This window comes from Collinsella aerofaciens (assembly GCF_015548375.1).
GTDB lineage: Bacteria > Actinomycetota > Coriobacteriia > Coriobacteriales > Coriobacteriaceae > Collinsella > Collinsella aerofaciens_AB.
In genome coordinates this window covers 41,706-54,292 of sequence record NZ_JADMWW010000020.1, presented here as the reverse complement: position 1 = coordinate 54,292, position 12,587 = coordinate 41,706, and the positions used below count along the sequence as shown (strand labels likewise).

The 12,587-nt window shown below is 59.3% G+C and carries 9 protein-coding genes and 1 tRNA gene; 1 reads left to right on the top strand and 9 read right to left on the bottom strand.

The window, feature by feature from the left end:
- Nucleotides 1–350 precede the first annotated feature (350 nt).
- The 9 genes from rplT to recJ form a co-directional block, all read right to left on the bottom strand.
- Nucleotides 351–710 carry a 50S ribosomal protein L20 gene (gene rplT / locus I1969_RS08780; protein WP_006234421.1) on the bottom strand — a complete coding sequence of 120 codons (360 nt, stop codon included), beginning with the start codon at nucleotides 708–710 and terminating at the stop codon, nucleotides 351–353.
- Nucleotides 711–749: 39 nt separating this feature from the next.
- Nucleotides 750–941, bottom strand: coding sequence for a 50S ribosomal protein L35 (gene rpmI, locus I1969_RS08775; protein WP_006234422.1), 192 nt, complete (start codon nucleotides 939–941; stop codon nucleotides 750–752).
- A 32-nt stretch (nucleotides 942–973) separates the two neighbouring features.
- Nucleotides 974–1,543, bottom strand: coding sequence for a translation initiation factor IF-3 (gene infC / locus I1969_RS08770; protein WP_006234423.1), 570 nt, complete (start codon nucleotides 1,541–1,543; stop codon nucleotides 974–976).
- Between the two features lie 431 nt (nucleotides 1,544–1,974).
- Nucleotides 1,975–2,061 (bottom strand) — tRNA-Leu (locus I1969_RS08765).
- A gap of 39 nt (nucleotides 2,062–2,100) precedes the next feature.
- On the bottom strand, nucleotides 2,101–3,534 hold the full coding sequence (locus I1969_RS08760; RefSeq protein WP_195234632.1) for a transglutaminase-like domain-containing protein: 1,434 nt from the start codon (nucleotides 3,532–3,534) through the stop codon (nucleotides 2,101–2,103).
- Between the two features lie 256 nt (nucleotides 3,535–3,790).
- A complete protein-coding gene (gene fba, locus I1969_RS08755) occupies nucleotides 3,791–4,657 on the bottom strand; it encodes a class II fructose-1,6-bisphosphate aldolase (RefSeq protein ID WP_006234429.1) in 867 nt (288 codons plus the stop codon).
- A gap of 194 nt (nucleotides 4,658–4,851) precedes the next feature.
- Complete coding sequence (locus I1969_RS08750; RefSeq protein ID WP_324248660.1) at nucleotides 4,852–5,535, bottom strand: MBL fold metallo-hydrolase; 684 nt, start codon at nucleotides 5,533–5,535, stop codon at nucleotides 4,852–4,854.
- 88 nt (nucleotides 5,536–5,623) lie between these two features.
- Nucleotides 5,624–7,984 carry a RelA/SpoT family protein gene (locus I1969_RS08745; protein ID WP_115596178.1) on the bottom strand — a complete coding sequence of 787 codons (2,361 nt, stop codon included), beginning with the start codon at nucleotides 7,982–7,984 and terminating at the stop codon, nucleotides 5,624–5,626.
- A gap of 15 nt (nucleotides 7,985–7,999) precedes the next feature.
- Nucleotides 8,000–11,287: a single-stranded-DNA-specific exonuclease RecJ gene (gene recJ, locus I1969_RS08740; RefSeq protein ID WP_195234628.1), complete on the bottom strand. Its 3,288-nt coding sequence runs from the start codon at nucleotides 11,285–11,287 to the stop codon at nucleotides 8,000–8,002.
- Between the two features lie 274 nt (nucleotides 11,288–11,561).
- Here recJ and I1969_RS08735 point away from each other — a divergent pair, with 274 nt between their 5' ends.
- Nucleotides 11,562–12,560, top strand: coding sequence for a bile acid:sodium symporter family protein (locus tag I1969_RS08735; protein WP_195234625.1), 999 nt, complete (start codon nucleotides 11,562–11,564; stop codon nucleotides 12,558–12,560).
- Nucleotides 12,561–12,587 lie beyond the last annotated feature (27 nt).

The following is a 12,587-nucleotide window of genomic DNA, read 5'->3' as shown; positions in this document are numbered from 1 at the left end:
GTCCATCCTCGCAGTATCCGGTTCTCAAGGTGCACGCTTTGCGGCTCATCCGGTCCGACCGGGCCGCGCGGCAAGGAGATATATTGCCAGACCGGAGGGCCCCCGGGGGCGGGAATTCCACTCTTCACAAGTCCTACACAATACATCGCTTCCTATATAAGTCATAGAAAGGCTGGTGCAGAAATACTGCACGTATCAGATGATGACCCTTCGGTTAAGAGATATATAAAGATCGGTCACCTGTAAGTGTTTATCTACCCGCGCTTTTAGCAATGTAAACCAGCGCTTTCGATAAAAAAGGGGAGCGCCGCGCACAACGCGACACTCCCCTAGCGATTCAAGAGAATCTATTAGGCCTCGAGAGCCTTCTTGGCAATGGTAGCCAGCTCGTTGAAGGACTCGATGTCCTCGTAAGCCATCTGAGCCAGGACCTTGCGGTCGAGCTCGATGCCGGCAACCTTCAGGCCGTGCATGAACTGAGAGTAAGAGATGTCGTTCAGACGAGCAGCAGCGTTGATACGAGTGATCCAGAGAGAACGGATCTCGCGCTTCTTGTTGCGGCGATCACGATACTGATACTGCAGGGAGTGCTGGACCTGCTCTTTAGCATGCTTGTAAGTACGCGAAGCGGCACCGTAGTAACCCTTCGCACGGTGCATAACGGTACGGCGCTTCTTCTTGGCGGCAACAGCGCGCTTAATACGTGCCATGTTCTATCAACTCCTAGACGGTAAAACGAAAAAACGAACTTAGGCGAGACGCGACTTGATGACCTTGCGGTCGGCAGCGGCGATCTCGGTCTCCTGACGGAAGCCACGCTTACGCTTGGTGGACTTCTTGCTCAGGATGTGGCTCTTGAAAGCCTTGGCGCGCATAAGCTTGCCGGTACCAGTCTTGCGGAAACGCTTCTTGGTGCCGCTGTGGGACTTCATCTTAGGCATGAAATACTCCTTAATCGGTTACAGAACACTAGTTACTTGGTATCGCTTGCCGCTTTATCCTCATCGAAGGCGCCCTTAATCGGGGCGAGCAGCATAAGCATGTTACGGCCTTCCATCTTAGGCTTGGACTCGACCGTAGCGTAAGGCTTGAGATCCTCGGCGAGACGCTCGAGAACGTTAAGGCCCTGCTCCGGGTGAGCCATCTCACGGCCGCGGAACATGATGGTGATCTTAACGCGCGCGCCCTTCTTGAGGAAACGCAGAACGTGGCCCTTCTTGGTCTCGTAGTCGCCAACGTCGATCTTGGGTCGGAACTTCATTTCCTTGACCTCGACCTTGGACTGGTTCTTACGAGCAGCCTTGGCCTTCATGGCCTGCTGGTACTTGAACTTACCGTAGTCCATGACCTTGCAGACCGGCGGCTCCGCGTTGGGAGCGATCTCGACCAGGTCGAGACCCTGATCGTCGGCGACGCGCTGGGCATCGCGGATGGCGAACAGGCCGAGCTGAGAGCCATCGACGCCAATCAAACGGCACGAAGATGCAGTGATCTCGTCGTTGATGCGGGTGTCATCAGACTTAGCTATTTTCCCTACCTCCATTCATAAAAAAATAACCCGGCGCTTCTCAGCAACCAGGTCGTACACATAGACTTCCTCGATTTGAGGAAGGTAATCTAAGTTGTATGACCAGTCAGCTGCTCATTGGCGCCAAAAGGTGGGAACCCTCGGGTTCCTCTTTAGGGCATTGCGGAAACAACGCCTTGCGAATAATAACACGTACAGCGCGTTATCACATTACGTACACGAAAAAGGGGGCCGCAACCCCCTTGAAGCGCAGGTGCATGTATGGTGCCCGAGGCGAGACTCGAAGGGACTTCGCTTCGCGAAGCCCCGGGCTTCGGGCGCATGGCGCCCTCGCCACGCTCCGCTACAAACAGGCCACAGGCCTGTTTGCTTAACGCTCCGCGCGCTCACGCGAGTTCGGCACGAAAAAGGGGGCCGCAACCCCCTTGAACGCTCACTTGCATGTATGGTGCCCGAGGCGAGACTCGAACTCGCACGTTGTTGCCAACGGTGGATTTTGAGTCCACTGCGTCTGCCAATTCCGCCACTCGGGCACGCAATGCGTGAGTTAGTTTATCACAGCTTTCTACCGATTAGTCCGAAAATGGAACTTCGAGCATTTCGATGAGTTCGACCGTGCGTAGCATCTCGCGCTGACGGCATCCGCGACCGTCGACCGAAGCCTCACCCATCTGGTTATCGTAAGGGTCCTCGCGCATGCCGTCGAAAGAGGACTCAAACTCTGCCTGGAATCGATTGTTGGCCACCATACGCCATGGGTCGAGATTGCCAAAGTAGTGACGGCGGCGCCACTCCTCCCCCATCCTGTGAGCAGAAGATCCAAATGACACGTCGGCGTTGAGCCAACCGGTCTGCGGCGTATAGAACTCTGCCCAGTCGTGCGACCCCACCGAATCGGGCGCAACGTACAGGCCGCTCTGCCAACGGGCAGGCACGCCCGCGATACGGCACATGGTGATAAACGTGAGCGCCATAACGCCGCAATCGCCGCGGAGCGAATGCGCGCAGTCATCGGCAATAGATCCCAAAAGCAAGTACGGCGGCTGATAGCGATAGTCGATATGCTGCGTCAGATAATCATAGATAGCACGAGCGCGATCGAGCGGATCCTCGAGTCCGTCAACAACACCGGCCGTCAGCTGCTGCAGATACGGCGTGAATGCAATGTGCGGACGGTCCTCGGAAATATCCTCGGGCAGAGGCGCGTCCATACGCGGATGAACCGGAAGTGTGCCACCGTAGACATCACAATAAGCAGCATCGATGTGATAACGATAAGTCACCGAGAATGAGCGCTCACTCGAAGAAGACCACGAGGCGGTACGCGCCGAAGCGTTCGCGGGAGCAACAGCACCCTCCGGCGTCATGTCGAGAATCTCGACCCGAGACTGCTGACGGCAGGCAGCCGCGACGGGAAGCCAAGCGCAAACGGTCTCTCCCTCCAGAGCGCCGGGGACAGACACGGACGCTTTAAGCGTAATGACGCGAGCCAATCCGTTTTGTGACTCCATCTCCTTGAGCATCTCGTCGCGCAGTGCTATTCCGTCCGTAGAATCGGGACGCATGCCGGGGACCTCTTTGGGATATACGCGAAGCGAATCGAGGAAGTTGTCGAGAACGAACAGCTCGCCATCGATAAAGCGCCAGTCAATACGCTTACGGTCAATCAGATCGTCAAACTGCTCCTCGGTAAACTCAGGCCACTCCTCGCGAATCATCGCAATAGCTCGATCGCGCGACACCGAAAAATGAAGCGGCGTCTCAAGCATGCGATACCGCTCGGCACGAACGCAGGCAGCAAGCGAGGGATCGGGATCTTGGGCAAGTAGGCGGTCGCAAGCCTCAATAGCCTGCGAAAGATACCCCGCGTCCTTTAAACGCAGAATCTCGGGTGGCAAGCCAACATCTAGAAAACGGAAGTCATCATTGCAAACATCAACAGAGCAACCAACAGGACCCTCGTCAATAACCTTCCCATCCGAAGGCAGCACATTAATAACAGCCATACCAAACTCCAAGTCATTAGAACTCTTGAAGTCCATTGTAGCGAGATAAAAAGAAAGCCCCAATAAAGGAACCCTCAACACCGATAAACGGTACCTATAAAAAATGAATTCAGCCCAGTAACCCTGTGGCGAGTTAACGAAGGAGGCCCCGTTCACCCGAAGCTTTTCCCATTGCGCGACTTCTGGCAAAGCCAGGTGAGCGCAAGGGAAAAGCGTAGGGTGAACGGGACCTCCGACGGGAAAGTTAAACCGCTACTTACGCCTTGTTGACGGAGCCAAACTCCTCCATGAGCTCCTTGGTGCGGGCAACGATGTTGTCGCGACCAGGCTTGAGGAGCTTGCGGGGGTCAAAGCCCTTGCCCTGCTGATCCTTGCCAGCCTCGATATACTCGCGAACGCCCTTGGCGAAGACGAGCTGCAGATCGGTGTTGACGTTGATCTTGGAGATACCCAGGGAGATGGCCTTCTTGATCTGATCCTCGGGGATGCCGGTACCACCGTGCAGAACGAGGGGCAGGTCGCCGGTCTGAGCCTTGATCTCGCCCAGACGCTCGAAGGAAAGGCCAGCCCAGTCGGCGGGATACACGCCGTGGATGTTGCCGATACCGCAGGCGAGGAAGTCGACGCCCAGGTCAGCAATCTGCTTGCACTCAGCGGGGTCAGCGAGCTCGCCGTTGGAGGTCACGCCGTCCTCGGTGCCGCCGATGCCGCCGACCTCGGCCTCGATGGACATGCCCTTGGAGTGGGCAAGCTCAACGAGCTCCTTGGTGCGGTCGAGGTTAAGCTGGAAGGTCTCCTCGTGAGAGCCGTCATACATGATGGACGTGAAGCCGGCCTCGATGCACTTGAAGCAGTCCTCGTAAGAACCGTGATCGAGGTGAAGGGCGACGGGGACGGTAACGCCCGTGGCCTCGACGGCAGCCTTGACCATGTCGGCGCAGACCTTGAAACCGCCCATCCACTTAGCGGCACCAGCGGTGCACTGAAGGATCAGCGGAGACTTGGCCTCCTCGGCGGCCTGGAGAATAGCCAGGGTCCACTCGAGGTTGTTGGTGTTGAAGGCACCGAGAGCGTACTTGCCGGCCTCGGCCTTCTTGAGCATGTCTGCTGCGTTGACGAGCATAAAAGAAACCTCCTGTAAGGTTGCTCCGATAACGCCTGAGATTTTACCACGACATACCCGAGCATAAACGTTCGTTTGTTCACGAATACCATCCGATTGGACAAATTTTGACCGTTTGCCCCACAGAATCGACCCACTGGGGAAAATAGCTTGACGATTGAGCGGTCTTCGTGGTTCGAAAGACGGCTTCGAGCCTACATCTGCATAAACGGGTTCTGCATAAGTTCGCGCGCCATCGTGGTCGAATCGCCATGGCCCGTCAAGCAAACGGTATCGGGCGGAAGCGTCTTGGCAAGTTTGGAGAGCGAGCGCATAATCGCCGCCTCGTCACCGCCGGAAAGATCGGTACGACCGTGACTGCCCGGGAAAAGCGTGTCGCCCACAAAGGCGATGTTCCCCTGCTCGGTCGCGGCGAACAGGACGATGCCGCCCGGCGTATGCCCCGGCGTCTCGATCACCTGCAGACAGACGTCGCCCACCTCGATTGTATCGCCCTCGGCAAGCAAGCGCGTCGGCTCACCCGGATCGGGCGTCTCGATACCCCACATGGCGCGCTGCTCCTCGATATTTGCGCGAGGTACCGTCACGTCCTTAGCGCACAACTCATATAGTGCGCTGTCGCCAACGACAGCTCGAACCCCGGCAACCCCGCCAACATGGTCGGCATGACCGTGCGTGCAGACAGAGCCGAGTACGCGCACCTCGGGATGCGCGGTGCGGATATGCTCCACAAGACGCTCGCCCTCCCACGCCGGATCGACGATTAAGCACTCGTCATTCGAAATCACGGCGTAGCTGTTGGTCTGAATCGGGCCGTTGACGAGTGTCTCAATCGAAGCCGCACCTCGGGGTGTCAGGTCCAAAGTCATATCGCCCATGCGCATACCCTCCTTCTAAAATACGTTCGAGGCACCAAACGATGCCTCGAACGTAACCAATATCTATGATGCTGAGAGGCTCTCGCACCTACACACGGCGTTTGAGCTGAGCTCCGCCTTCGCCGGGCATAAGACGGCGAGCGTCGTAGACCGAATCGACACTGCTGATGGAAGCCAGCAGCGGATCCAGACCGCTCGCGTCCGAGATCTCGACCATGAAGCGCAGGGTTGCAATACCCTCGCGGTTGGTCGATGTGGCGGCAGAAAGGATATTGCCGCCCGCATCGCCAATGGCAATGGTGACATCCTTGAGCAGGCCCATGCGGTCCAGGCACTCGACCACGATCTCGACCTGGAAGAGGGTGTCGGCAGCGCCGTCCCACTCCACATCGATCATGCGCTCGGGATGTTCCATAAGACCCTTGACGTTGGGGCAGTTGGCGCGATGCACCGAAACGCCACGACCGCGCGTGATGAAGCCGACGATGTCGTCACCCGTCACGGGGTTGCAGCAATGAGCCAGACGGACCAGCAGGCCGCTGTTGCTCTCGCCCTTGACGATAATGCCGTTACTGGCGCTCTTGCCGCGCTTTTGCGGCTTGCGGTTGGAGCCGCGAGCGGGCTGCTTCACGACCTCGGCGATAGCCTCGGCCTTGGTGAGCTGTTCCTCGGGCTTGGGGTCCAAGATTTGCTCGACCTTATTGCCCACAGCGCGCGGGGCAACCTTGCCGGCGCCGACGGCGGCAAACAGGTCCTCGAGCTGCTTGAAGTTAAACTGCTCCGCCACGGCGTTGAGTGCACGCGTCGAACGCGGCGTAGAAATGCCATAGCCACGCTTACGCAGGTCCTTGGCCAGCATATCGCGACCGGCGGCAGCGTCGTCGTCCTTGGTCGCAGCGGCAAAATAGCGGCGGATCTTTGACTTGGCGGAAGGTGTCTTAACGATCTTGAGCCAATCGCGCGACGGCTTGGAACTCTTGTTAGTCAGGATTTCAACGCGGTCGCCCGTCTTGATCTCGTGCGTGAGCGGAGCCACCGCACCGTTGATTTTGGCGCCGACGCAATGGTTTCCCACCTCGGTATGAACGGCATAGGCAAAGTCGAGCGGCGTGGAGCCAGCACGAAGCGCCATGACCTCGCCTTTGGGCGTGAAGACAAAGATCTCCTGATCGAACAGATCGACCTTCAGCGAGTGCAGGTATTCCTTGGCATCGGTAATCTCGTCGGAAGCCGCCCAATCGAGCGAATGCTTGAGCCAGTTGATCTGGTCGTCCAAACGTTGAGCGTCATTGGTCTTGGAAGCAGACGATCCGCCCGACTTCTTATATAGCCAGTGGGCGGCAATGCCGTACTCGGCCTGCTCATGCATCTCGTAGGTTCGAATCTGAATCTCGAGCGGACGAGCCGTAGGGCCGATGACCGTCGTGTGGAGCGACTGGTAGTTATTGACCTTGGGCATGGCGATATAGTCTTTAAAGCGACCAGGCATGGGGTGCCACAGCGTATGCACCGCACCGAGCGTGGAGTAGCAATCGCGCACCGAATGGGTAATTACGCGCAGCGCCACCAGGTCGTAGATCTCGGAGAACTCCTTGCCCTTGCGCTTCATCTTTTGGTAGATGGACCAATAGTGCTTGGAGCGGCCGTTGATCTGGAAGTCCTCCAGACCAATGCGGTTGAGCTCATCGGTAAGCGTCTTGATGGTCTCGGCAAGGTAGCGCTCGCGGACCTCGCGCGACTCAGCCACCATGCGCGCGATGCGCTGGTAGGCATCGGGCTCCAGGTAGAAGAAGGACAGGTCCTCGAGCTCCCACTTAATAGAGCTCATGCCCAGGCGGTCGGCCAAGGGCGCGTACACGTCCATGGTCTCGCGAGCCTTAAACAGGCGACGATCCTCGCGCAGGGCTGCCAGCGTTCGCATGTTGTGCAGACGGTCGGCAAGTTTAACGATGATGACGCGGATGTCCTTGGACATGGCGAGGAACATCTTGCGCAGCGTGAGGGCCTGCTTCTCGTCCATGCTGTCGACTTCGATGTTGGTGAGCTTGGTCACGCCATCGACGAGCTCGGCCACCGTATCGCCAAACAGGCCGGAAACATCGGCAAGCGAGGTCTCTGTATCCTCAACGGTATCGTGCAGCAGCGCGGCGCACACCACATCGCAGTCCATCTTGAGATCGGCCAAAATGATGGCAACCTCGACGGGATGGTTAATGTACATCTCGCCCGAGCGGCGCTTTTGGTTGCAGTGCTTCTCGGCGGCAAAGCAGTAGGCCTGCTCCACCTTGGAGAAGTCGTCCTCATTCATATATTTGAGGCACAGGCGCTCCAGCTTGTCGTAGCTGTCCGCCACAATCTCGGGCGGCAGCTCATCGGCATGCTTATAGTGCTCCATCTCCGAAAACGGCTGGAGGGTGGAATCATGGGCGGTACGGGCTGCGGCATCCATCGAGGTCCCCTTCCCCTAGGCCCGCGGTACGATCGGGCGGTTAACTTTGGCTAGCATATCAGAAGCGCACGAATCGAGCGCCCAGCTCCGGAAAGCCGAAAACTCCATGCGCGAGCGCAAGCCCTCCAAATAGCGAATTGACCTACTCAATTGCACGCGGCCGGGGTTTTCGGCCATCGCGATGCGACGGGTGTCGTCAAACCCCGAAACTCGACAAAAACCAAGCTCTTCGAAGATTCCCAGGCCGCTTTCCACCGAACGCTCGTCGACCGGCGTGCGAGCATCGATGGCAAGGCACATCTGTGCGATGTCGATATCGCTCGCGCTAAAGGAATCGTCCCCGGTTTTGCCGCGGTTGGAGCGCCACATGGTCTGCAGCGCGCGATAGAGCGTGACGAGCTCGTCGCGCTCGGGCGCATAGCAGTCGAGTAGGCGCTCGTTAATGCGGGCGTCGCGCGACGAATAGAGCAGATGGATCACGGCGGGCTGGCCATCGCGACCGGCACGGCCGCTCATCTGGTTAAACTCAATGCCGCCAAACGGCATGTGATAGAGCACGACATGGCGAATATCGGGAAGGTTGACGCCCTCGCCAAAGGCGGAGGTCGAGACGATGCAGCTGAGGCTTCCGTCTCGGAATGCTTCCTCCACGCGACGGCGATCGGAACGCGCAAGCCCCGCGTTATAGAACGCGATATGGGTTGCGCAATCGGGCACACGCTTGCGCAACGTCTTGGCGAGCGCCACGGACTGGTCGCGCGAATTGACGTAGATGACGGTCTTTTCCCCCGTCGCCACAATCGACACCAAACGGTTCTCGCGACTTGCAAGATCACGGTCGTCCTCGAGCCGCAGGTTCTCGCGCACCGTCTCGTCGACCACCGTGCGAGTGATCGGCAGCATGCGGGCAAGCTCGGCCACGACCGGAGCCGTCGCGGTGGCCGTCGCAGCCATAACGACCGGGTCGCCCAGGGCTTTGAGGATATCGGGCATGTCGAGATAGGCGCTGCGGTCGCCGCCCTTGGCAAGGCCGGCGTGGTGCGCCTCGTCGATAACGACAAAGCCGATGCGGCCCGAACGTGCGAAGCGGTCACGGTGGATAGATAGGAACTCGGGCGTCGTGAGCACGATACCGGTGCGGCCCGAAGCTAGGCCGGCGAACACATCATCGCGTGCGGCCTCCACGGTCTCGCCGGTCAGCACGCCAACACCAATACCGAGCGCTGCCATCGTCGACGAGAGGTGATAGGCCTGGTCGGCAACGAGCGCACGCAGCGGATAGACAAAGATGCTCGAACGTCCGCGAAGCACCGCCTCACGCGCGGCATGCACATGGAAGATGAGCGACTTGCCGCGCCCCGTTCCCATAACGGCCAGAACACTTTGGTGATCGGCCAGGGCATCGAGCGCCTCGACCTGCGCGCGATGTGGCTGGTTCGAGCCGATAAAGCTATGGATAAGCGAGCGCGTGAGCTCGGTATAGGAAAGCTGGGCGAGCGTCTCGCGCTTGCGCGACTCCAAGCGCAGGCCGGAATCCGCCGGCTGCACGCCACGACGAAGCTCGCATGCCGGATCGTCGACGCTGGGCAGCGTGGTATCGCGGACCAGAACATCCTTGACCATGAGCTTGGGCTTCACACGACCCTGCCAATGCTCGGCAACGGCCTCGAACACCAAGTCGACAGCGCTATCGCAGTTGATGAGCTTATCGATTTGCGGCACGCGGAACATAATAGCCGGCACACTCGCGGCGCCATCGGTCGCCACAAAGCGCATGTGCTCGCCGGTCTTACCCACCACGGCGCGATCACACATCGTCACGCCCTCGGCAGCCAGCAGCGGCACCTTATTACCCTGGCCAAACGGCTCAAGGCGGGAAATCTGCTCGATGGTCTCGATATTCAATTCGGAAAGGTCGACCGTGGCGGCAACCTCGTCGGTGTCCTCAAAGTCCTCGGCGGGAAGCTCGGACAACACGACGGAAAGGCGACGGCGGAACTCATCGAGCTTGGATGCCTCGATGGTCACACCCACCGCACCGGCATGTCCGCCGCGACGAATCATCAGGTCGGAACAGCGTTCGATGGCGTCAAACAGGTTAACTTTGCCCACCGAGCGACCAGAGCCGCGCGCGATACCGTCCTCGATCGAGAACAGCAGCGCCGGCACGTGGTAGCGGTTGGTCAGACGGCTTGCCACGATGCCCTTGACGCCCTCGTGCCAACCTTCGCCGCCCACGACGATCGCGCGTCCGCCGTCATAGGTCTCCTCGACCTTTGCCATGGCATCGCGCGTGAGCTCCGCCTCGATCTCACGGCGCTGGCGGTTGATTTCCTCGAGCTCAGCCGCCAGTGCGCTTGCTTCGATGGGATCGCGGGCAAGCAGCAGGTCGAGCGCCAGCTTGGGATCAGCCATGCGACCGGCAGCGTTTAAGCGGGGAATGAGCGAGAATGACAGGCCATCCGCCGTAATGCTCGAAAGGTCCGCCTTGGCGAGCGCGGCAAGCGCGATATAGCCGGGGCGAGCGGTTACGCGCATCTGCTGGATGCCCTCGGCAACCAGCGCGCGGTTCTCGGGCGTGAGCGGCATCATGTCGGACACGGTGCCCAGCGCCGCGACCTCGATTAGCGAACGCCAATACGACGGCTTGCCCAGGCGCTCACCCAGGACTTGCACCAGCTTGAGCGCCACACCAGCACCGGCAAGCTCGCGCGAGGGGCCCTCGTCCTCGAGCTTGGGGTCGGTCAGGGGCACACCCTGCGGCACCTGGTCGGAGGGCTCGTGATGGTCCGTGACCACCAAATCGATCCCCAGGCTCTCCAGATAGGAAACCTCTTCCTTGGCGGCAATGCCGTTATCGACGGTCACGATCAGCTGGGGGCGAGCGAGCTCGTTAACGCGGTCGAGTGCCGCGCGCGAAAGACCGTAGCCCTCATCAAAGCGATGCGGAATAAACGGCGTGACATCGGCGCCAAACGTGCGCAGCGCCTCGGTCAACAGGCAGGTCGACGTAATGCCGTCAACGTCAAAATCGCCAAAGACTGCAATGTGCTCGTGGTTGCGAATAGCGCGCTCAACGCGGTCGGCAACGACCGACATGCCCGGGATAATGAGTGGGTCGGCCCAGTCGCGATCGAGCGAAGGCGTCAAAAACAATTGGCCCTCTTTGATGGAGCCAATGCCGTGCGCGACCATAATGCGCGCCACCAGCCCAGGAATGCCCAGACCAGCCGAAAGTTCCTTTTCGAGCTCGGGATTTTGCTGAGCGACCGCCCAGCGATGCGTCGTCTTAAGCGATGACATAGGCACCCACCCCCGATAGGGGCAGGTCGCCGCGATACCTCTCACGGTTCATAGCGATGAGTCCTCTGTGTATGCCCGCTTCGGCAGGCAGATCTGTTGAACGGATTTATTATACCGTGCAGCGCGGACGCAAAACGCCGCGGTGCGCCGCGGTTTCGGCAAACGATGGCGGTAATGCCCTCGAAACAATCGAGCGTTTCAGCCGCACGGACACATACGAGCGTCTAGCATATCCATACAAACAAGTTCGCGGATAAAGGGAGTCGCGGGGCATATGAAGCAATGGGCTGGACTGGGGAAGTTCCTCGCGGGGCACATGCAGATCATCGTTCCGATTTGTGTGGCGCTCGGCGTGCTCTTTCCTCAACAGATCGGCGTTCTCAAGCCCATTGTTCCCGCCCTCTTCGCCTTTATGACGTTTCAGGGTGCGCTCAGCAACACCTTTCACCAGGTAGCCGAGGTGTTCCACCGTCCGCTGCACCTGATTCTGGCGTTGTTGGTCTCGGCGGCGCTTATTCCCATCGCGGCCTATGCCATGGGATCGTTGTTCTTTGGTTCCAACCCCAACCTTGTCTGCGGCATCGTGCTCGAATACAGTGTGCCCGTGGCAGTCACCGCTTTTATGTGGATCAGCATGTTCGGCGGCAACGGCCCGCTCGCGCTCACCATCATCCTGACGTCCTCGGTCATCTCCCCTGTGACGATTCCGCTTACGCTCAAGCTCCTGCTGGGCGCCACCGTCTCGATCGACGTGCCGAGCATGATGCAGAACATGGCCTTTATGATCGCCATCCCCGCTGTGCTCGGCATCGTGATCAACGAGCTCACGCGCGGCTGGGGGCACGAGAAACTCTCCCCCGCGCTCTCGCCCGCCTGCAAGTTCATGATGATGGGCGTTATCGCCTCCAACTCCACCGCCATGAGCGAGTACGTGCTGCACATGAACGCGGTGCGCTTGGAAGTCGCCCTCTTTATTTTGGTCTTCGCCATCAGCGGCTTTGTCGTCGGCATTCTGGTCGCCCGCGCGCTGCATCTGCCATATAGCGAAACGACCACCATGTGCTTTACCTGCGGCATGCGCAATATCTCTTCGGGCGCCGTCATCGCCACGCAATACTTTCCGGGCGAAGTTGTGTTTCCCGTCATGTGTGGAACGTTGTTTCAGCAGGTGCTCGCCTCGCTTATCGGACACTTCTTTGAGCGTCTGACCGGCGAGGAGCGCGCCGCCCAGCGCAAGCGGGTCGAGGCCGGCCGCGATGCAATGGCGCGCTAAACCGTCCGCAGTGTGCGGGCGCTCACT